16 protein-coding genes are annotated in these 22065 nt (G+C 36.6%); 11 read left to right on the top strand and 5 right to left on the bottom strand.

All coding sequences use genetic code 11. The annotated features are described in order from the left end of the window. The first annotated feature begins 5 nt into the window (after window positions 1-5). The 6 genes from FFX44_RS10775 to addA all read left to right on the top strand — a co-directional run bounded on the left by FFX44_RS10775 (window position 6) and on the right by addA (window position 12222). Window positions 6-1253, top strand: coding sequence for a glutamate-5-semialdehyde dehydrogenase (locus FFX44_RS10775; RefSeq protein WP_289980863.1), 1248 nt, complete (start codon window positions 6-8; stop codon window positions 1251-1253). Between the two features lie 74 nt (window positions 1254-1327). After that, the gene (locus FFX44_RS10780; protein ID WP_289980864.1) at window positions 1328-2293 is read left to right on the top strand and encodes a ribose-phosphate pyrophosphokinase; all 966 of its coding nucleotides are present in this window, start codon (window positions 1328-1330) and stop codon (window positions 2291-2293) included. A gap of 222 nt (window positions 2294-2515) precedes the next feature. Next, the gene (locus FFX44_RS10785) at window positions 2516-3169 is read left to right on the top strand and encodes a carbonic anhydrase family protein (RefSeq protein WP_289980867.1); all 654 of its coding nucleotides are present in this window, start codon (window positions 2516-2518) and stop codon (window positions 3167-3169) included. A 32-nt stretch (window positions 3170-3201) separates the two neighbouring features. Beyond that, entirely contained in the window at window positions 3202-4527 is a 1326-nt protein-coding gene (locus FFX44_RS10790; protein WP_289980870.1) for a C1 family peptidase, read from the top strand. A gap of 404 nt (window positions 4528-4931) precedes the next feature. After that, window positions 4932-8498: a PD-(D/E)XK nuclease family protein gene (locus tag FFX44_RS10795; protein WP_289980871.1), complete on the top strand. Its 3567-nt coding sequence runs from the start codon at window positions 4932-4934 to the stop codon at window positions 8496-8498. Continuing rightward, window positions 8485-12222: a helicase-exonuclease AddAB subunit AddA gene (gene addA / locus FFX44_RS10800; RefSeq protein ID WP_289980872.1), complete on the top strand. Its 3738-nt coding sequence runs from the start codon at window positions 8485-8487 to the stop codon at window positions 12220-12222. Before FFX44_RS10795 ends, addA begins: the two co-directional genes overlap by 14 nt. On the opposite strand, the gene FFX44_RS10805 is transcribed toward addA, so the two are convergent. Continuing rightward, window positions 12217-13041: an alpha/beta hydrolase gene (locus FFX44_RS10805; protein WP_289980874.1), complete on the bottom strand. Its 825-nt coding sequence runs from the start codon at window positions 13039-13041 to the stop codon at window positions 12217-12219. The genes addA and FFX44_RS10805 overlap by 6 nt on opposite strands. Before the next feature lie 107 nt (window positions 13042-13148). Here FFX44_RS10805 and FFX44_RS10810 point away from each other — a divergent pair, with 107 nt between their 5' ends. From FFX44_RS10810 to FFX44_RS10830, 5 genes are all read left to right on the top strand, one after another. Continuing rightward, window positions 13149-13595 (top strand): helix-turn-helix transcriptional regulator, encoded by a 447-nt coding sequence (locus FFX44_RS10810; RefSeq protein WP_289980875.1) that lies wholly within the window; start codon window positions 13149-13151, stop codon window positions 13593-13595. 84 nt (window positions 13596-13679) lie between these two features. Beyond that, window positions 13680-14402, top strand: a complete 723-nt coding sequence (locus FFX44_RS10815; RefSeq protein WP_289980877.1) for a TerC family protein — start codon at window positions 13680-13682, stop codon at window positions 14400-14402. 42 nt (window positions 14403-14444) lie between these two features. Further along, the gene (locus FFX44_RS10820) at window positions 14445-15260 is read left to right on the top strand and encodes a Cof-type HAD-IIB family hydrolase (protein WP_289980879.1); all 816 of its coding nucleotides are present in this window, start codon (window positions 14445-14447) and stop codon (window positions 15258-15260) included. 18 nt (window positions 15261-15278) lie between these two features. Next, the gene (locus FFX44_RS10825; protein WP_289980880.1) at window positions 15279-15593 is read left to right on the top strand and encodes a thioredoxin domain-containing protein; all 315 of its coding nucleotides are present in this window, start codon (window positions 15279-15281) and stop codon (window positions 15591-15593) included. A gap of 197 nt (window positions 15594-15790) precedes the next feature. Next, window positions 15791-16282: a QueT transporter family protein gene (locus FFX44_RS10830; RefSeq protein ID WP_289980881.1), complete on the top strand. Its 492-nt coding sequence runs from the start codon at window positions 15791-15793 to the stop codon at window positions 16280-16282. 169 nt (window positions 16283-16451) lie between these two features. Here FFX44_RS10830 and FFX44_RS10835 read toward each other — a convergent pair whose 3' ends face one another. The 4 genes from FFX44_RS10835 to FFX44_RS10850 form a co-directional block, all read right to left on the bottom strand. After that, window positions 16452-16817: a VOC family protein gene (locus FFX44_RS10835; RefSeq protein ID WP_289980906.1), complete on the bottom strand. Its 366-nt coding sequence runs from the start codon at window positions 16815-16817 to the stop codon at window positions 16452-16454. Between the two features lie 116 nt (window positions 16818-16933). Next, the gene (locus tag FFX44_RS10840; protein WP_289980883.1) at window positions 16934-18250 is read right to left on the bottom strand and encodes an MATE family efflux transporter; all 1317 of its coding nucleotides are present in this window, start codon (window positions 18248-18250) and stop codon (window positions 16934-16936) included. Between the two features lie 214 nt (window positions 18251-18464). Next, on the bottom strand, window positions 18465-19379 hold the full coding sequence (locus tag FFX44_RS10845; RefSeq protein ID WP_289980885.1) for a proline iminopeptidase-family hydrolase: 915 nt from the start codon (window positions 19377-19379) through the stop codon (window positions 18465-18467). Window positions 19380-19533: 154 nt separating this feature from the next. After that, on the bottom strand, window positions 19534-21954 hold the full coding sequence (locus FFX44_RS10850) for a Xaa-Pro dipeptidyl-peptidase (protein WP_289980886.1): 2421 nt from the start codon (window positions 21952-21954) through the stop codon (window positions 19534-19536). Between the last annotated feature and the right edge of the window lie 111 nt (window positions 21955-22065).

The raw sequence follows: 22065 nt of genomic DNA on the forward strand, positions 1-22065 counted from the left end.
CACTTATGGGAATTAATTTAGAAAAGATTGGAAGTCAAGCCAAAGCTGCGTCCTATGAATTGGGTCTTGTTTCGGCTACAAATAAAAATAAAATTTTGCTTGCTATGGCAGCCGCACTGAGGATAAGTACCAGCGAAATTCTTGCTGCAAATCAACGTGATTTGTCAGCAGCAACAGGATTAGTTAAAAGCTTCGTTGATCGACTTACATTGGATGAAAGTCGGATAGAGAAAATCGCACAAGGTCTAGAACAAGTTACAACGTTGCCGGATCCATTAGGTAATGTTACTAATGGTTGGATTAATCATGCTGGTTTGCAGATTACACAAAAAAGGGTTCCACTTGGGGTTGTTGGAATTATTTATGAGGCACGACCAAATGTAACTGTTGACGCAGCTGCACTCTGTTTTAAGTCTGGTAATGCTGTTATTTTAAGAGGGGGCAAGGAAGCTTTCAATACTAACCTCAAACTTGTTGAAATATTACAAATGACGTTGAAAGAAAATGGGTATAGCGAAAATGCTATCCAAATATTGACCGACACATCACATGAAGTTGCTAATGAATTTATGCAACTGACAGATTATCTGGATGTCTTAATTCCCCGTGGAGGAGCTAAGTTGATACAGACAGTGATGGAAAATGCTAAAGTTCCGGTTATTGAAACTGGTGTTGGAAATTGTCATATTTATGTCGACCAGACAGCTGACCTTGAAATGGCAGAAAAAATTATAGTTAATGCTAAATGTCAAAGACCGGCAGTCTGTAATGCTGCTGAAAAATTGCTAATTCATGAAGCTATCGCTAATAGATATCTACCAAAAATTGTTGCTGAGTTGAAGAAAAATAATGTTGAAATTAGAGCTGACGAGGCGGCATTGGATATTCTGCAAGGCGCAGCAATTCGTGCAACAGCGGAAGATTGGGACACAGAATATAATGATTATATTCTGGGAGTAAAGGTTGTTTCGTCCGTTGATGAAGCAATTAAGCATATTAATCAGCATGGTACGAAACATTCTGAGACAATTGTGACAAATGATTATAAAAAAAGTCAACAATTTCTGGAGCAAATTGATGCAGCCGCCGTATATGTAAATGCATCAACGCGTTTCACGGATGGTTTTGAATTTGGTTTTGGAGCAGAAATTGGGATTTCAACGCAAAAATTACATGCTCGTGGTCCGATGGGCCTTGAAGCCTTAACGACAACTAAGTATGTTGTTAGAGGTAACGGTCAAATCAGAGAATAAATATTATAATAAAAATATAGTAATATTAGGTAATTTTTATTATAATAAGTCAAAAGAGTAAATTGGAGGCAATCATGGGCGAAAAAAAAGAAAAAGCCACTTTAAAATTATTTGCATTAAATTCTAATCAGAAGCTGGCAGAGAAGATCGCGGCTGAACTAAAGATTCAATTATGTGGAGCATCCGTGAAACACTTTAGTGATGGTGAGATTCAGATAAATATCAATGAAAGCGTTCGTGGTGATGACGTTTTTGTTATTCAGTCGATTTCGGAGCCGGTTAACGAGAATTTTATGGAATTGATGATTATGGTGGACGCACTTCGTCGCTCTAGTGCTGGGACAATTAATGTTGTTTTGCCATATTATGGATATGCTCGTTCAGACCGCAAGGCACGTCCAAGAGAACCAATTACTGCAAAGTTAATTGCCAACTTTATTCAATTGGCGGGGGCTGATCGCGTAATTACAATGGATTTGCATGCAGGACAATTACAGGGATTCTTCAATATCCCGGTTGACCATCTGCTTGCGATTTTTGTGCAGGCGGAATATTTTAGAAGTAAGGGAATTACAAATGACGTTGTCATCGTGGCTCCTGATCATAATGGGGTGAAAGCAGCCCGTAACTTGGCAACTTTGTTAAAGGCACCAATCGCAATTGTTGATAAACGTGACGAGACGCGGGCCTCAAATATGACTGTAATTGGTGATGTAAATGAGCGTCGTTGTATCGTTTTTGATGATTTAATTGATACTGGGGGCAAGCTCTCAGATGCTGCAGTTGCGCTTAAGAATGCGGGGGCGACTGAAGTGTATGCATGTGCCACTCATCCGATTTTATCCGGTTTAGCGGTTGAAGAGTTAAAGAATTCTTATTACAAGGAAATAGTCGTAACGGATACAATCGATGTACCTGCAGAGAAACAATTTGATAAACTCAAAGTCTTGTCAGTTTCCAAAACTTTTGCCAAAGCAATTGATTTGATTTTTAACAACCGATCTGTTGACGCGTTATTTAACAAAAAGCACACTGTCTAGTAATTTTATCAGTAATCTCAGGGTAAAAATGATATGAGTTGGGTCAAAAGGTAACTTTTGATGCGGCTTTTTTTGTGTCTTTGAGGGGGGCAACAAAGATTGTTATCTAAATGAAAAGGTTTAAACGAATTTAATTTCTAAGCATATAAATTGAATTCAGCTGTAAAACAGTTAAGATTACTTTCGTATACATACATATATCCGAGAGAAGGAGCGGTCGACATGTTAAATTACGAACAGCAAGAAAAGTGGTCCAAAATTGTTCCAAATTGGCAATCACCAATAAATATTGAGACGGTACACACGATTGAGATTAGTGCGAAAGAAAAGATATTAACGTTTGACGATAAATACCAATTTATTAATATTGTGAACAAAGGGAATAATCTACAATATGATGGTAAGGGGAAGGCAATTATTGAAGGAAGAACTTTTGACTTTAAGCAGCTTCATTTTCATTTTCCTGCGGAACATACAATTGATGAAAAATCACATCCAATGGAGTTACATTTTGTACACCAAAATATAATCGGTCAAATTGCAGTAGTAGCTCTTTTCGTTGAACTAGGGGAATTCAGTGAAGAACTCAATAGTTTTTTTCAAGATTTTCCTGCAATCGAAAGTGAAAAAGAACCCTTTTCTGCAACCTTGGGTTTGGACAGCTTGATTTCAAGCCTTAAATCCGGTGTATACCACTATCTAGGTTCGCTAACCACACCACCTTTGGTTAAAAACGTCGAGTGGTGGGTAATTGAGAAGCCAATTACTGTAAGTGCCCAACAATTGGACAAATTAAAACAGCGATTTAACCATGGAAATGCACGAGAGATACAACCAACTAATGAACGTAGTGTGATTCATTACGTGTTAGTATAGATTATTGGGTTTTTGAAAGTGAGGATAATGTCATGCATGCGACGAATCGAGATATATCAGAAAGTGATTTAGAAGAATTTCAAAAAGAATATGGTAAGTCAAAAATCGAGCGGGTTGTTGCACGAGCAGTACAGAAGAATGGGATAGCGGCAACAAGTGAAGACTATGAAGCACAAAAAAATTTAGTCCGTGTTTTTTCTTTAGAGCTGGAGACTGGGAAGGCTTCCAATCAGAAAAATAGCGGCAGATGCTGGCTGTTTGCGACTCTTAATACAATGAGACAGCAGTATGCAGTTAAATATAAAGTTAAGGATTTTGAATTATCAGAAAATTATAATTCTTTTTATGATCGTTTAGAGAAAGCAAATCATTTCTATGAGAGTGTGATTACAACTGCTTCATTGCCTTTTTCTAATAGGACCGTTAAGAATTTATTTGATTTTCCGGATGATGATGGCGGTCAGTGGGCCAATTCAGCAGCTTTAGTTGAAAAATATGGGGTGGTTCCAAAAGCTGCCATGCCGGAAACATTTAATAGTGAGAAAACTAGTGAGGTTTCGGAAGTACTAGCACGAAAACTTAGAAAAGATGGGGTTTCTTTAAGGAAACTAATTGCTGAAGGTAAGACTGATAAGATGCTTGAGACTACAAAAAAAGGTTTTTTGGCAGAAATTTATCGAATACTGGTTTATGCCTTTGGCGAACCACCAGTAAACTTTGATTTTGAATACCGAAATGATGATAAACAATATTTTAATGATCGAAATATAACGCCAAAAGAATTTTTTGAGAAGTACTTTGAGTGGGATTTTGCAGATTATGTTTGCCTTTCAAATGCACCAGATCATAAATTAAATGAATTATATGAGTTGCCGAGTCAAGGTTATATTCATACGGGGCTTCAAGTTACTTTTGCTAACACAATGATTGATTCTTTAAAAACGGCAACAATTGCCCAGCTAAAAGATGGTGAAGCTGTGTGGTTTGGTAGTGATGTTGGTAAGGATAGTAATCGTAAGCTGGGCGTTTTGTCGGCTAAACTATATAAGAAAAGTGAGCTTTTTGATATCGATTTGAATCTTAGTAAGTCTGATAGATTGCGGACAGGTGATGGAACTGTTTCGCATGCGATGGCAATTGTTGGGGTTGATATTGTTGAGGGAACTCCTATCAAATGGAAAGTTGAGAATAGTTGGGGTGATAAGTATGGTGAAAAGGGTTATTTCATAATGAGCGATGATTGGTTTGAGCAGCATGTGTATGAGGTAATCGTAAAGAAACAATACTTAAATGAGAACGACGGCAAAATTTTGAGTAAGCAGGCTATTAAGATGGATCCATGGGACTCGTTAGCATAAAAAACAATTTTGGAACCGAACAAAATTAATTTTTTGTGGCGGTTCTTTTTTGTTTCCACAATATTTGTAATTGATTGTTAGTGCTCGAAGCTTCCCGACTTTCAACACTCTTCTTCTTAACGAGTTTATGAAAGCCAAGCTACTGCGCCTAACTCCAATTACTAATAGCTAAAAAGCAAGCATATTTGTAATTGATTGTTAGTGCTCGAAGCTTCCCGACTTTCAACACTCTTCTTCTTAACGAGTTTATGAAAGCCAAGCTACTGCGCCTAACTCCAATTACTAATAGCTAAAAAGCAAGCATATTTGTAATTGATTGTTAGTGCTCGAAGCTTTCCAGCTTTCAACACTCTTCTTCTTTTGTGATAAAATAACTGTGACTTAATTAAAGGGGGATAAAACGCATGGGCTTGAGCTTTATCTTAGGAAGTGCAGCAAAAAATCATCAAAGTGAGTTAGTTGAACAAATTGTTAGGTTAAAAAAAGAAAAAAGAGTTAAGAACATCTATATTTTAGTTCCCAATCATATTAAGTTTGCCTCGGAGATTGCAATTTTGCAGAAATTACGCGTGGCTTTTGGACGAAAAGGGGAGGTCTTTGCCCAAAGTTCAGTTCAAATTCTCTCATTTTCAAGATTAGCATGGTTTTTTTTGAAAGATAGCGCGATTTATCAGAAGCCAAGACTTTCTAACGCAGGATTAAACATGTTAGTTTTAAATATTTTAGAGGAGCAAAAGAATAAATTAACTATTTTTAAAGGTGAACAAGCACAATCAGGTTTTGTAAGTGAAGTTGTTGCACAACTTGATGAATTTAGTAAAGGACGGATTAATAGTCAAGACTTGGCTTTTTTGGCTGAACAAACTAATAATCAAAGTGACTTATATGCTAAATTAAAAGATTTACAAATAATCTATCAAGAGTATGAAAAGAAATTAATTGGAAAGTATTTAGATAATAGCCAGCTATTACAGGCATTAACGGAAAAAATAGCTGAAACTAATTTAGAAGATAGTTGCTTTATAGTAACTGGTTTTTCTCAATTCACAGCTAGTGAGAACAAATTAGTTGAGGCAATGATGAAAAAAGCTAAGGAAGTATATATCGATTTGGTACTAGACGAGCGGCAGAAATATGCTAGTCCGAGAAAGGAATCTATTTATTACCGCTCTAACAAATTATATGTAAGCCTTATTGCGTATGCTGCGCAGAATCAGATAATCAGCAATAATATTGTGATTGCTGATGAACGTGTTAAAACACCAATTCTCTTAGATTTGGAAAGATATTGGACAAAGGTAGAGGGACAACACACTGAATTGAAGACGGCAGCGGTTCAAGAAGGGCTGGACATTTTTTCTGCTAACAATCGTTACCTTGAGATTGAAGAAGTTGCGACTCGAATCAGGCATAGTGTAATAAATGAGGGATATCGATATAGTGATTTTATAATATTGACCCGTCATTTAGACTTATACCGCAATATAATTGCTCCGGTTTTTGCACAATACCATCTTCCGTTTTTTATTGATCTCCAAAAAAAGATGACGGATCATCCTTTTGTTGAATTTATAGCTGCATTATTTGCAGTGAAAAAGCATTATTATCGCTATGATGATGTGATGAGACTATTAAAAACAGAACTATTGTTACCGAAAGTAGACGGGAAAAGCCTAACAAGTAAGAAGTATCGGGAATATCTTGATTTGACGGAAAACTTAGTCTTAAAATTTGGTTTTGACGGAAAAAGTTGGCTACGCGAAGATGATTGGATTTACTATCGCTTTTTTGAAGGAGATACAGGAACTCAGACAGATAAAGAAGTTGAAATCTCTCGAAAAGTAAATATTATTCGTAATTTAATAAAAACAACACTTCCTCCCTTTTTTGAAAAAATGAAAAAGGTAAAAAACGGACGCGAAGCTGCACAAGCTCTCTGTCAGTTTTTAACTGAAACAGGCATCTCTAATGAATTATTGAACTGGCGCGATAAAGCAATTGAACAAGGAAATATTGCAGAAGCAGCTAAACCTGAAGAAACGTGGAATACCTTTTGTGGGCTATTGGATGAATATGTTGAATTATTGGGAGAACATAAATTTGATGAGGACCAATTTGTTGAGATACTACAAACAGGCTTCGAAGGTGCTGAATATAGCCAGGTACCTTCTACTTTAGATCAAATTATTGTTTCTGAGAGCGGGATGGTACAGATGAACGACCGGAAGATTACTTTTTTAATCGGTGCTACAGATGCAGTGATGCCAGACAGAATTAGTAATAGTAACATTATTTCTGATGAGGATCGAACATACTTAAGCCCGGCTTTAACTGAAGAACAGTACCTGAATGATGATACACTAAATCAATTGGCTGCTGAACCATTTCTAAGTTATCTAGCATTTATGAGTTCTTCAGATAAATTATACTTGTCTTATCCACTGGCTGACGATGCCAAAGAAAGTCTGAGAGTGTCTCCTTATGTGACACAAATTGCTAATCATTATGGAATCAAATTAGATTTAAAAACACATGAACCACAAATAACTGATTCAAACAAATATGTTTTAAAACATTATGTGGGAACAAGGAAAACAACAATTAAGAAATTATTGATGGTCCTTAGGCAATCGAAAATGCAGGAACAGCAAGTCCCTGATATTTGGATTGAAATCCATAATTTCTTGAACGAGGATGGTCAAGAACGGGAATTTATGAATCAAATTTTGGCGAGCTTGAGTTATCAGAATATTCCTGAAAAATTAAAACCTGAGCTTGTTGATTTGTTATATGGAAAAACAATAAACACTTCAATATCTAAGTTAGAAGAGTTTTATGCAAATGAATATGCTTATTTCTTGAAGTATGGATTGAAATTACAAGAAAGAAGTATTTTTGAATTATCTGCAGCCAATACAGGAGAATTCTTTCATTTAGCAATGGATTCATTGGTAAAGATGTTGAAAGCAGAGAATATTCGTTTACCGGAGATAACTGTGGAACAGCTCATGAAGAAAATTAGGATTATCACGGAGCAAATCCGCCAGTTACCTCAATTCCAAATTTTGAATAGTACACAAAGAATGCAGTATCTAGCAAGACAATTGGATGCAACGGTGCTGCAAGTAGCAAGGGCAATGCAGAAACAACAAGAAAGAAGTAACACACAGATTATTCAGACAGAAGTGTTGTTTGGTCATGTGGGGACTGAAAATGGTCTTGCTCCATTGGAATTTAAGTTGGAAAATGAACGCAAGGTTAATGTACGTGGAAAGATTGATCGATTAGATCAGATTCTCGCAGGTAATACGAACTATGTTGGAATTGTAGATTACAAGTCAAGTTCGCATATTTTTGATTTTCGAGATGCCTATTATGGATTGGCATTGCAAATGCTGACGTATTTAGATGCATTGATGCTTAATTTTGGTAAAATTACAAATAATGAACAAACCAAACCAGCAGGGGCGCTATATATGCACCTGTATAATCCAAAGTTAAAAGCAAAGGATGTTTTGAAACAATCTAAGGAAAAGGTGTGGCTTAAAGCTAATAAATATGATGGCTTAATTATTTCAGATGAGAATTTGCTACAAGCAATGGATGAGAAACTAGCTGAGGAGAGCAATGGTTATTCAAATGTTTATCCTTTTAGAAAGAACAAGGATGGTAGTTTTAAAGCTAGCGGGCGGCATCAACTAGTAACATTAGCAGAATTAGAGCTGTTATTACGGCATAATGAGGATTTGATTAAGGAAGCAGCAAACAAAATTTTGAGTGGTGAATTATCGTTGAATCCTGTTCAATGGCCTGATAAGCGCACGGCATTGCAATTTTCACCATATAAGTCAATCTTTCAATTTGACGCAATGCTGCCAGAAAATAATTATCGGAAACTGCCGAAGATAACTCCAGAAGAAATAATCAAAATGTTGACGGAAAGTGCAGGTGAAATTAATGGCAAAATTTGAATTTACTCGTTCTCAAAAAGAGGCAATTGAGAGTAGCGGACAGAACATCTTAGTTGCAGCTTCAGCAGGTTCTGGTAAGACACGTGTATTGGTGGAACGTGTTATTTCACATTTAAAGCAAAAAGTTGGGATTGACACAATGCTGATAGTAACCTTTACAGAGGCTGCTGCAAAAGAGATGAAGGAACGAATTCAAAAAGCACTCCAGCTTGAGATAAATAGTGCCAAAGGCAGTGAGCAACAATGGTATATCCAACAATTAAACCGTTTGAATATTGCCAATATCAGCACCCTGCATGCATTTTGCTTGCGATTAATAGAAAAGTATTATTATTTGATTGATCTAGATCCTGTTTTTAGAATGCTGACAGATGAAACAGAAAGAACACTGTTGCGTGATGATGTTTGGAATGATTTACGTGAAGAATACTATCTGCATTCTGACGAACTTTTTGAGAAATTGACACAAAACTTTTCTGATGATCGTAGTGATGATGGATTGGCAAGTCTAGTTTTTAAGGTTTTTGATTTTGCTAATGCCAACTCAAACTTTGATGAATGGCTCGGTATGATGGGGCAGAGCTATGCAGTTGATGCGGATAACTTGGTAGCGAGCCGAATCTTTACGAGACAGCTTAAACCGATAATATTAGAAAATTTGGCTCAAGCTGAGCGTAATCTGACTCGGGCTCTAGAAATAGCAGAAAATCAAGGCTTTGTAAAATGGGAAGATCGTCTTAAAAAAGAGCTGGAAACTATTTCTGAACTTAAATCCAGTGTTGAAGTAGATAGGTGGAATGAAATCCAAGCAAGAGTAATGAATTTTACCTTAGGAACAGCTCCACGGATGACGAAGTTAGATGATATTCAAAAAGAGGCCAAAGATGAGATTCTTGGGTTACGGATAGATGTGAAAAAAAGAGTAGCCAAATTAGCTGAAGATTACTTCTTATTCAATGAACAGCAACAATTTGAATTGATGAAAGCTAGCGAACAGTTAGTTTTGAAATTAATAGAAGTTGTCCAAAATTTTGCACTCAAGTTTGCGCAAGCTAAGCGACAGCGGCATGTATTAGATTTTAGCGATCTTGAACATTTTGCACTCGCAATATTATCAGGAAATACTGGAGACAAAAGAAAAGTTCGTAAGAAGTTACAAGAGAAGTTCAGTGAAATCATGATTGATGAGTACCAAGATACAAATCAATTACAAGAAACACTAATAGGATACTTAGCTAAGAATTCCCCGGGAAATATGTTTATGGTTGGGGATGTCAAGCAGTCAATTTATGGCTTTAGACTGGCCGACCCAACAATGTTTTTAGAGAAATATCAACGATATTCGCAAAGTAAAGAGCATAATGATAGTAGTGGTAAGAGAGTGATTCTGGCAGAAAATTTTCGCTCTGTTAAGAATGTCACATCTTTTATAAACTTAATCTTTAAACAACTAATGGATAATCGTGTTGGTGAGTTAGATTATGATGAAGATGCACAATTAAAATTTGGAGCAGCATATTATCCTGATTTGTCACCAACCGCCGAGGTTTTAATCTATGAGTCAGAAAAGAGCAAAGATAGTACCAATAGTTTAGCTGATGAAGATGTAGCGAATGATTTCATTCCTGATAGTGCAGCGCAGGGCCAAATTTTGGCAGCAATCGACAAGATTAAAGAATTAGTTGCACAAAAGAAAACAATTTATGACCGTACGAAAGGTGAGATTCGCGAAGTAGCCTATGGAGATATTGTTTTGTTAGTTCCAACACGGAATAATAATCTATTAATTATGGATGAGTTTCAAAAGGCTGAAATACCTGTTTTTATAAATGATGCACAGAACTACTTTCAGACAACTGAGATACAGATAATGCTGTCCTTTTTGAAAATAATAGATAATCCATTGCAAGATATTCCACTAGTCAGTGTTCTTAGATCGCCAATTGTCGGCTTGAAAGAAAATGCTTTAGCCTATCTAAGGATTAATCAACGAACTGGTGATTATTACCAAGCGCTGCAAAATTTCTGTGAAAATTTCAATGATACTGCAGAAAGTACTTTTGGCAGAGAAATCTATGTCAAAATTGATAGGTTCATGAATCTTTTGAATGAGTTAAGAAATACTGCACGAAAGAATGAACTAGCAGCACTGATATGGCAGATTTACGAAGAGACTGGTTTCTTGGATTATGTCGGTGGAATGCCTGGTGGGATGCAAAGGCAAGCCAACTTGCATGCGTTGTATGAGCGAGCAAGTGCATACGAGAAGACAAGTTTTAAAGGACTTTTTCAATTTGTCAGGTTTATTGATAGGATGCAGAAACAAAATCATGATTTGGCTGAAGCCACTGCAAAAAAGACTGACGATGCAATCCAAGTCATGACGATTCATGGCAGTAAGGGCCTAGAATTCCCGGTCGTTTTCTTAATGGATGCAAATCATCAGTTCAATGAACAAAATCTACGAGAAGATTACGTATTAGATGTTCATGATGGGATTGGAATAACATATCTTGATGATGAACGAGTGAAGAAAGATACGTTGCCGAAGATGGTAATCAAAGATCTCGCAAAGAAAAAGCTTGCGGCTGAACAGATGAGATTGCTGTATGTTGCACTGACACGTGCGGAACAATTACTATACATTGTTGGAACATATTCGAATAAGAAAACAGCAGTTTCAATTTGGAAGCAAGCGGTACAAGATCATCAGCTGGTACTCAGTCCAACTATTAGACAACAAGGTAAGAACTTTATGGATTGGATAGGGATGTGTCTGATAAGAACAAAATACTGTGGAGAGACATTTGCAGTTTCGAGTACTGCACCAAAGGAAATCCAAGAATCTACTGCAAATTTTGCAGTGGAATTCTATAATAGTTCTAAACTTCAGTTGGAAAGTGATCAGCAGGATGATCCAGTTAACCTCTTAGTGAAAGAAAATAAAGGCTCGGCGAATTCTAACAAAGCTGAGATTAGTAAACTGTTGAATTTTGAATATCCGGATGTGGACTTGACAATGACAACTGCTTATCAGGCAGTTTCAGAGGTAAAGCGTGTGTTTGCTGATCCCGCAGAAACAGAATTACCATTTTTAAAAGAGTGGGGAGCAAACACTTTTAAGAGGAAAGCTAATCGAATAGTAAATAAAGAATTTAAACTACCCACTTTTTTTAATAATGAAAACAAGGTTTCAGCTGCCCAGATAGGGACAGCAACCCATTTAGTGCTACAAAAGATAGAATTGGAAAAACCAGTTACAACACAAGTAATTGAGCAAACGATTGCTAACTTGTTGGAAAGCGGCTTGTTGGAAAGCGACATTGCAGAAAGAATTGAAATACAGTCAATTGTTAATTTCTTTACAAGCAACATGGGACAACTTTTACTGAAAGAGCCGCAATTGGTAAAACGAGAAGTTCCGTTTTCAATGTTAATGCCGGTTAATGAACTGTTTCCAGATGTTAAGACAAGGATTGCCGCTGATATACTTATTCACGGTATTATTGATGCATATATCAAAACTGATAAAGAAGTTATTTTACTGGATTATAAAACAGATTATATTGGACCAGGAGCTATACAAAAAAAGAAAGAGCTGATTAGTCGTTATAAGGGGCAGTTGAATCTGTATGCGGTTGCTTTAGAAAATGAATTAGGGCAAAAGGTAACTCACAAATATCTTTATTTACTAAGCATAAATGAGTTAGTCGAGGTTCTATGAATTCTCGAATTGGGATGACATCCAACTAATTGCAAGATCAACCCAGGTTGCGACACGAGAGTTAATATCCGAAACCCCTTTTTCTGGACGTGCGGTCAGGGTGTTAGCCAGTACAGTTCCATGAATACCCGATGAAAAGATATGTGATTCAAAGGGAACTTTATTTTTAGCCAGTTGGGTAATATAACCCAACGTGTTACTAAGAGGTACAGCAGTATCTGTATAAGAATGCCAGATAAATGTTGGCGGCGTTTTTGCATTAACTAATCTTTGTGTATTTATCAATTCAGGGATTGCGATGATGTGATTAATTTTGGTTGATTTATTTGTAAAGAAAGTCGTTAAATCAGTTAAGGGATATGCTAGAATTTGAGCATTGGGTCTGATGCTTTCACTTGTTAAATTTAATTCACTTGTTAATTTAACCGTTGCCCACGTTCCGGACAATGCAGAAACAATATGTCCTCCGGCGGAAAAGCCCAATGTAGTAAGCGCATCAGGATTTTGATTGAACTTCTTTGCATTAGTTCTGATAAAGGCAATAGTTGAGGCGAGTTCATATAAAGGAATCGGGTAAAGTGGTTCAGTGTCAGTGGAAAGTAAAGAATAATTCAATGAATAGACGTTGAAACCATGAGCATGAAAGGCAAGTGCCGCTAGAGTATTCTCCCTTTGTGAAAGGTGCTTGAAACTGCCCCCCGCACAAATTATAATTCCGGGAAACATCGTCTTTTTTGGAGTCGTTATGGGTAAAACGTATGCAGTTGCAGTTACAAAATTTTCATTAGGCAAAGGAATTGTAAGTTCAGTGATTGACATTGCGAACACCTGACTTTCATGGAGAATAAGAATTTCTCATTTATTTTAGCATAGCAATTCTTTTAAGTATAACAGTTGAATTTATAAATATTAGGAGGGAAAATTATATGTTTCCAGAACAATTAAAAGCGTTACGCAGGGGAAGCGGGTTAACGCTTTCGCAATTGGCAAGACAGTTAAATGAAATGAATATAGATGATGAATTAAAGACACATCCCAATTCTGGACCGCAGATTGGGAGCTGGGAACGCGGTATTAATACACCTTCCTATTCTGAAGTTATGAAATTGGCGATTTTTTTTGGAGTATCACTAGACTTCATAGTGGGGAGAGTCAATCAGCAAATTGATATTGAAAAGATGTTTACTTTAAATAATGATTTAGTCTTTGATGGAAAGCAATTATCAGGTAGAGATCGTGCCGAAAGCTATAGCATTTTAAAAGCATATTTTATCGGTAAGAGTTTAACAACTCTGCATGGTTCCGATAATAAAGAGAGCAAGAGTTACAAGGAGATTACACTTAGTTTTAGTGATAGAAAATCGACCGATTAGTGCCTTGAATGGCAGTTTAATTATAAATTATAATATGTTAAAATGAAGTTAAATTAATAAAATCAGCTGCAGGAGGGCTCTTTGTTGGATATTATTTCTAAATTATATGGTCCATTTTTTAATATTGAGAATTGGAAATTGGTAATTGAATCTGGAAGTGACTGGCTTGTGATTCTATCGCTTGCTTTGATTGAGTGTCTGCTTTCGGTAGATAACGCAATCGTGCTTGCTGCGCAGACGAAGGTCTTGCCTACAAAAAAAGAACAAGAGAAATCCCTGTTTTATGGTCTTTGGGGTGCATATGTGTTCCGTTTTCTGATTATTGGGATAGGGACATACTTGATAAATTTTTGGGAAATCAAGGTAGTCGGTGCGGGGTATTTGCTTTATCTAGCACTAGCACATTTTTATCACATGTACCATCCTATTGCCAAGAGGAAAAGGGCAAAAGGCAAGCGGCTATTACCATTATTCTGGTCCGTTGTAATCTCCATTGAATTGATGGATATTGTATTTTCAATTGATTCTGTATTAGCATCACTAGCAATTTCTTCAAACCCAGTAATTATATTGCTAGGTGGGATGATTGGTATTTTGTGTATGCGTGGAATTGCCGAAATAATTATCAAACTTATGGAAATCATACCTGAACTTGAGGTAATGGCGTATGCCTTAATCGGATTAATTGCAGTAAAGCTGTTTGTTTCGATTCCCATGATAGACATTGAAATTCCAGCCCCGTTATTTGCTGGGGTTGTTTTGTTAGCAATTTTTATCACACTTATTATAAATCGTGTGAGAAGATAAGTAAAAGCGGATTTTAAAATTCAAAGGATTGGTGATTAAAAAATGTATAAGTTAATTGCATGTGATTTAGATGAAACACTTTTGAACGATCAGAAAAAAATCTCGCCAGAAAATGTTCGAGCAATTAAGAAAGCGGTTGCGCAGGGAGCTTTTTTTGTTCCCAATACTGGACGTAATTTTTTGACAGTCCAAGATAATTTACGTGAGCTAGGACTGTATCAACAAGAAAATTCTTATGTGATTTCGTTTAATGGTGGAGCAATTGTTGAGAATCAAGGAAATCAAATTTTAACAACCAATCTTTTGTCATTTAAAGTCATAAGACAACTTTTTGAGTTAGGTGTGAAAAATAATTACTGTATTCATGTGTACTCACTGGATAAACTTTATATTTGGAATATCAATTCCAAAGAAATTAATTATATTTCTGGAAGAGTTGCTCATTGGGAAGAACTGAAAGAAGACAACATTGATGCATTGGCAGGAACCGAATTGGTAAAGATAATCTTTAATGTACCAACCAAAGCAGAGCGTGAGAAAATAGAAGGGGAGGTTCTAAGGAACATTGATGATTCATTGAATATTACTTTTTCATCGGATCGCTATATTGAATTTAATTCTGCAAAAGCTGATAAGGGTCAAGGACTTATTAAACTGGGTAAGATGTTAAATATTGAGGAAGACGAAATCATTGCAATTGGAGATAGTGGCAATGACTTAGCCATGATAAAAACCGCGGGTCTGGGGGTTGCTGTTGCAAATGCACATGAATTGATAAAGGAAAATGCTAATTTTATTACTTCTAATGATAATAACAACAGTGCAGTTGCAGAAGTCATTGAGAAATTCATTCTATGACAACTGAGGGAGTGTAATATGGTGACGGAAATAGTAAGTAAGTCGGATATTCCTAAGGGCTTAGCACTTATTGCTTTTCATGCAGATTGGTGTGGACCATGTCAGATGTTTACACCCGTTTTTGAAGAATTGGAGAAAAGTTTTGGTAACAAGCTTTTCTTTGGGAGAGTAGATGTTCAAGAAAATCAAAAAATTGCACAGCAGTTTGATGTGCTGAGTATTCCTTGTACACTCTTATTTGAGAATGGTGTTCCAAAAGAAAAAATTAAGGGTTACAAGCCCTATGGACAGTTCGAAAAGTATCTTAAAAAGAAGTTAGGCGGAGAATTTTAACTTGTGAAGTATGTTTATCCGCAATCGATAGCGGATTGGATTAAAAGCTAAACTTTATACTGATTTCTACTTATCTTTAGTTTAATTTGCAAATTTTCTTTTTTGTGTCCATACTGACTTTTGTTATAATTACAAGTATCATAACGGTGGTTCGCGAAAATCCCACCGGAATAAAAAACTAGAAAGAGGTATCATAGATGCAAAGTTCACACGAAAAGACAGTGGGAATTATTAAGGCTGGGCTAGTTGCTGCAATGTATGTTGTTTTGACTTTGACAGCTTCGGGATTGGCATATGGGCCTATTCAGTTCAGACTTTCAGAGACCCTAAATAATCTTGCTATTTTTAATAAACGCTATATCTGGGCAATCACAATTGGGTGTGTAATCGCCAATTTATGGTCTAATCTTGGGATTACAGATGTTATTTTTGGATCACTAGGCTCACTTATGATGACGTCAATCAGTTATTGGCTTAGTAAATATGCGAAGACGACAGCAGGAAAGTTAGCCGTCAGCGTAGTTGTATGTACGGTTTCAATGTGGAGTGTCGCACTGGAACTATATTTGATTAGCCATATCCCCTTTTGGGAAACATATTTGACGGTTGCGGCTGGAGAGTTAGCTGTATCTGTTTTAGGTGCTGTTATTATTAAGTTAGTTAGTTCAAGAGTAGACTTTAAGAAATAAACGATAGTGTTTGAAGTATTAAGCGAATTTAAAACGCTGAGATAGTAGAACATGACAAAAGATTTTTGCTTATATTTGAATAACTAGCGAGGCTTGGCCAAAAGTTATATTTTAGCCAAGCCTCGCTAGTTATTTCTTAATAAACGTGTTTCATAAGTTAAAATTCTAGTTAGTGTTGATAGACGGCAATTTCAATAATATTATCATCATAGTCTTTGATTCTAATAGCAGTCATTTTTCCAGAAGCTCCAACCTTCTCGCTTGGTTCATTGAGGACAGGAACATAGTAGCTGGCCAAGTGATTCAATACGTCTTCCATAGGTGTGCTTGCTACGATACAGAAACTAACACGTTGGCTGCTGCTGGTTGCAGAAGGCACTAACTGTAATTCTAGTAGCTGGTGGCCACAATGCATAACTGCTTTTTCAGCATTCTCAGAGATGATAGGCATGTCAAAAACCTCGTGATAGAAGCGTACGGCACGTGAGATATTGGAAACGTTCAAAACAAGATAATCAATTCTTTTGATATTCATACGAGTTGCTAAACGAAGGAACCTAGTACCCAATGCATTGCTAGATGAATCGACGTCTTGAGCAACTTCACTTCCTTTCTATGTTATTAAATAGCATTCCTCACAGATAGATTATATCATGCAAAATTCTGCGTAAGGATGTTTCGCAGAAAAAGAGTACCAAAAAGGGCAACAATCAGTTCGGTAAAAGGAACACTTAGCCAAACCCCTGTTATGCCAAATAGGTAACCAAAGATGATAATAGTGGGTAGTAAAATCAGATAACCGCGAAGCAGCGATATGAAAAATGATAGGCGCGGTTGATTGATAGAAACAGAAAAAAGCATGATATTTATATTGATTCCTGAAAAAAAGAGACTTAGAAAATAAAGAGGAATACCATAACTAGCATATGTTACCAATAAGTTATTATGTTCGTTATTAAAAATATTAATGACAGGATATTTAAAAATAATTAAAAATAAATAACCAACTAAAGCAATTGCAGAGCAGGTGATCAGACTAGCATAGAGTATCTTGTGTACATGTTCCCAGTTGTTTTTGCCATACTCACGAGCAACGAGCGGCTGCATTCCGAATGAGACACCGTTGAAGAAAGCCAGAACAATGATACCAATATTAGCAATTACTCCATAAGCTGCAACTTCATAATTACCGCCCAATCTTAGTAGAACGATGTTAAAAACGAAGATACTAATGCCTGTACTTAGTTCTGTTAGTAAGGAGGGAAATCCAAGCCTGATAACAGATTTTACTAGAACAAAATTTGGCATTCTCAATTTTAATCTAAGGTTTCTTGCAGGAAAAAAGCGATGATTTGTGAGAATTGCAAGACTTGTCAAGGGGGCGATGAGTGTTGCAAATGCAGCACCATTCATCCCCAATCCAAATGTAAAGACTAAAAGGTAATCGGCAATTACCACTACACCAGTTTCAGATAAGGTAGCAATCATTGTTAACTTGGGATTACCATCATTTCTAATAAAATTAACTGAAATATAGTTTGCAATGAAGAGCGGGGCTGAAAGAGAAATGATTCTGAGATAGGGTGCAGCCACAGCAATTGTCTGTGAATTTGCTCCCATCAAATATAAAAGCTGATTGGTGAATAGATTTGCAATAATTACAAAAAAAATTCCAACCAAAATTCCTAGGATGAGCAATTGACCGTACAACGAAATAGTATTATTCAAGTGTCTTTCTTTGTTCATAGAGTAAATCGTTGCGCCGCCAATTCCAAGCAGCAAACCAACAGAACTAAAAAGATTAAAAATGGGGAGAACAATGTTTAAAGAAGCTAGTCCAATTGCACCAGCAGCGAGCGCAATAAATAAAGTATCAACAATCACATATAGTGAAAGCCCTAGAGATGCAAAAATATTTTTAAGCGTATAATTTGCAAATTCTTGAATAATTGTCGTTTTTGATCCCAATGGACAAATCTCCTAACAATGATTATTTCAAATTCAGTAAATCCAGGGGTTAAATGATAAGGTTGTGTTTTTGAAGCTTCCTCTGCTGTGAAAATAATCTTTGTCTGCAAGAAGGTTCAAAGCAAAGTCATATTATAATCATAAAAGGACCTCCTAAGTTAGATTTTTGTCCAACTTGAGGGGGTCACTATCTGTAATGGAACGCACACCTGCTCTATTTTTTCGATTCCGGAAAATGATGGCTTTCAACATCAACAAGAAATTGTTCCAAATGTTTAAAATAGACAGGAGCATTATCAATCATGTGATGATGCCCACCATTGGGAGTTGTTTCCAGTCTAGCATTTGGAATAGTTGCAGCCATTCGCTTAGCTGTTTCAAGCGGCATTGTTTCATGTTCACCATAAGTGATTAGTGTGGGCATCTGTAGTTTATGAATGTCGTTTCTACGATCCCAGCCCTTCATTTTACCCGTGACAACAAATTCATTGTCACCTTGGAAATAATTATAGACAGGTGTAGCCATTGTATCTGTTAAATGTGAGATTGCTGGTGGCTGCTTACGGTCAACGTATCCCTGGTTTAATTTATCAATTAGAGATTGATAACGCTCGTTAGCATAGTTGTTTTCAGATTCACACTTTTTCATGAAAGCAAGATCGACATCTGAAAATTCTTTTTCGCGAATCTTATTAACATTAGTTACATACTCTTCGATATTATCGGTCATACTAGAAATGATGATTCCCTTTAGGTGTTCAGGGTACTTAAGAGCATATTCTTGTGTTAAGATTCCTCCCCATGATTGGCCAATCAGGTAAAAGTCTTCTAAGCCAAGCTTTATTCTGACTTCTTCTACTTCATCTATAAAGTAGTCCATATTTAGAAATTTATCGATGTTTTCCTGAATACTAAAGTCTGGTTGATCTGAGTACCAAGAGCCTAATTGATCATACATGGTTACCTGAACACCAAGCTTTGCTAATTTACTAGCAAAATTTTCGTAATACTCGTGGTTACCACCAGGGCCGCCATGAAGGCAAAGTAATTTGATTTTTCCTTTACCTTCTGTATGGGTCCAAAGATGATAACCATTATCTAATGTAAGAATAGTAGTTCCTTGTTTCATTAATATACACCCGATTTCTTTATCAATAATTTAATCATACCACCATGAGCAGAGAGTGTGGCATAGATTGGTAAAATTTGGATACTAACTTGAAATTGCGAACATAACGGTCCTTGCATAAATAAAGCAAACAAATTAGAATTTAACGTCTGATTCAGCTTTTTTTAGAAAGATGCAAAGCCAATTTGCTTTCCGCTAATTGGATCGAATATGACTGCTCTTCATTCCCACGGACTGTCATTCGCATATCTGTAGCATAAATTACCAATCCCAATTGATGATTTTTTGGAATCTTATAGAATGTTGGCTGCAACTTCAATGAGACTGGATAAAAGGTATTTGGAAGTAATTCATCATTTTTCCATAATGAAGTACGATTTTGAAGATTGATGTGACCAACAGAAATCATCTTCCAAGGTGTTTCTTTATCCATTGTGAATTCTGTCAAGTCGTCTTCGCGCCAATGGTATCCTAAACCAAGTGATTTTCTCGCAAGTGTAGTGGGGATTGGCTTGAGTCTCTTTTTACTTCCATAATCAACAAGCATGAAGCTGAGCAATCCATGGTCTTTATTTGTAGAAACTTTCACAGTAACTTCGGGAGTCCCTCGCAAAAGCAGCTCCTCATCAAAAATTGCTGATTTAAAGATTAGCCGGTTGTTTTTCAATGGTGAATTCTCCACTTGTAAGAGATGCTCTTTCCAGAGTGAATGATTTGAAGAGTATAGGGAAAAGGCTTCTTCATTCAAATAATCTTGAAAGTGAGCTGCACCATCTTGCAATTCGCTATTTTCAGGAACAAGCTCATGTTGTTGCAGTAATAGATTCTGTATAGGCTCGTTTGAGTCCCAATCCTGATAGTTATGCCATGTTTCAGCCTGCAAATTGTCCTGTACAAGTATATCAGGCAGAACTTCAGCTGCCTTGTTAGGCACGTTATATAATTTATATGACAGCCAGAGATTCATCATATCAGTGAAGTCAAGTGAACGGAAGTTATTGATATAAATATGTTGTCCCTGATGCAAGATGAGCTTTCGTGTGACTGGCAGTTCTTTCAGTGAGTTCCATAATTGATAAACATTGCGGGGCTTGACGTTCCAATCGTTTAATCCATGAACCATTACAATGTCAGCTTTAATATTTTTAATGTTTTTCAAGTAATTGCGAGCATCCCAAAATGAATTATAATTTCCCGTTGTTCGATCTTGATCTTCAGTAATCTGTTGTAAATGCTGGTCAAATAAATTTTTAACTGTCAGATAATCACCAGCCTGTTTTTTTCGGCTAAAGCATTCTAGTGCTAGTACATCGGCATCTTCTCCAGGAAATCCGCTGGGAGCCACGACTAAACCACCATCACGATAATAATCATACCAGTTGGAAATTGCAGCTTCAGAGATAATGGTTTTAAGCCCGGCAACTCCTGTTGTTGCGGCAGCAGTCGCAAGTGTTCCTAAATATGATCTACCAGTCATTGCGATGGCATTGTTGCACCACCAAGCCGTAATTTGAACATTATCTGTTTTATTCGTAAAAGCTCGGCGCTGATTATTTAGCCATTCAATAATAGCAACAGTAGAAGCTGTTTCGTTCTCTGAACCGCATGTCCGAAAGCCATCCGATTCCATGGTACCAATTCCCGCAGCATAAACGGCGGCAAAACCGCGGGCAAGAAAATAATCGTTAAGAGTGTATGAGAATTCCCTGCTAAATGTTTCGGAGGCTTCAGTTGTAGTACCGGCTGTCACTCTTGGATCAGGCAATGATAACTGAGGAGAATGGTAGGCAATATCGTCATAGGTTGTGTTGTTTGGAACTTTGTGAATCAAAGGCACATTCATTGAATGCATGAGCTTGTCTCCGTCTTCATCGTTGGTGCCTTGATTGTAGGGACTGGCAGTATATAATGCTGGGACTCTTAGACCAATGTTGGTTTCAACTGGTCTGATTACTTCTACTTTCAGCAAATCGAGTTTGCCATCTTTATCGGTATCTAATGAGGATTCAACGTAGACGACTTCGCGGATTAGTCTATCCGTGTCAAATACTGGTTGGGCCTTACCGTTGAAGAAAAGTGGTTGAGAAATTTTCCCGTAAAAATTTACGAAGAATCCCTGCGTAGCCAAATTATCAAGCAATAACTGACCATTTTTTGTGTGGGTACACAATAGTTCATACCATGCCGAAAATAATGCGGTGGTGGTAGAAATATTGTCAATATATGGAAGATTGATTTTTTTCATTGCGTCTAGTGGATTTGAAAAATCAAAGTCAATAGTTGGGAGAAACTCTAATAATTGTAAAGCAACATTGTAAAATGCAGTTACAGAAAATTTTCCTTGATCAGTATATGTGAGCAAGTTAGTATTTTCATCCGCTAAGAGTGCAGCTAGTTTCTCAGATTGTGAGCTAGCTGTCAGCGCTTGTGGAAATGCTCGGATAATTAACTCACGCCATACTTCTGCAAGATTCTTGCTTGCAAGCATTTCCGGTGTCAAGTAACCAATACCTTCAAGCTCAGCAATTTTTTGTGAATCTGGAGTAGCAATATGAGCAAATTGATTGTTTTTCAAGATCGTACCTCCTGGATTTAATTCCTTGATTGCTTGATTATACAATATAATTGAGCAAAATAAAAAAAGGATCGGATCAAAAAATAATTTTGACCTCGTTCCAATTTTAGT

This window comes from Lactobacillus sp. UCMA15818 (assembly GCF_030400225.1).
Taxonomy (GTDB): domain Bacteria; phylum Bacillota; class Bacilli; order Lactobacillales; family Lactobacillaceae; genus Liquorilactobacillus.

Bases quoted from the DNA above. Each gene is read 5' to 3' on its own strand.
- FFX44_RS10825 (WP_289980880.1), top strand. From the start codon at position 15,279: ATGGTGACGGAAATAGTAAGTAAGTCGGATATTCCTAAGGGCTTAGCA.
- FFX44_RS10775 (WP_289980863.1), top strand. From the start codon at position 6: ATGGGAATTAATTTAGAAAAGATTGGAAGTCAAGCCAAAGCTGCGTCC.
- FFX44_RS10830 (WP_289980881.1), top strand. From the start codon at position 15,791: ATGCAAAGTTCACACGAAAAGACAGTGGGAATTATTAAGGCTGGGCTA.
- FFX44_RS10810 (WP_289980875.1), top strand. From the start codon at position 13,149: ATGTTTCCAGAACAATTAAAAGCGTTACGCAGGGGAAGCGGGTTAACG.
- FFX44_RS10835 (WP_289980906.1), bottom strand. From the start codon at position 16,817: ATGAATATCAAAAGAATTGATTATCTTGTTTTGAACGTTTCCAATATC.
- FFX44_RS10790 (WP_289980870.1), top strand. From the start codon at position 3,202: ATGCATGCGACGAATCGAGATATATCAGAAAGTGATTTAGAAGAATTT.
- FFX44_RS10780 (WP_289980864.1), top strand. From the start codon at position 1,328: ATGGGCGAAAAAAAAGAAAAAGCCACTTTAAAATTATTTGCATTAAAT.
- FFX44_RS10845 (WP_289980885.1), bottom strand. From the start codon at position 19,379: ATGAAACAAGGAACTACTATTCTTACATTAGATAATGGTTATCATCTT.
- addA (WP_289980872.1), top strand. From the start codon at position 8,485: ATGGCAAAATTTGAATTTACTCGTTCTCAAAAAGAGGCAATTGAGAGT.
- FFX44_RS10795 (WP_289980871.1), top strand. From the start codon at position 4,932: ATGGGCTTGAGCTTTATCTTAGGAAGTGCAGCAAAAAATCATCAAAGT.
- FFX44_RS10785 (WP_289980867.1), top strand. From the start codon at position 2,516: ATGTTAAATTACGAACAGCAAGAAAAGTGGTCCAAAATTGTTCCAAAT.
- FFX44_RS10805 (WP_289980874.1), bottom strand. From the start codon at position 13,041: ATGTCAATCACTGAACTTACAATTCCTTTGCCTAATGAAAATTTTGTA.
- FFX44_RS10820 (WP_289980879.1), top strand. From the start codon at position 14,445: ATGTATAAGTTAATTGCATGTGATTTAGATGAAACACTTTTGAACGAT.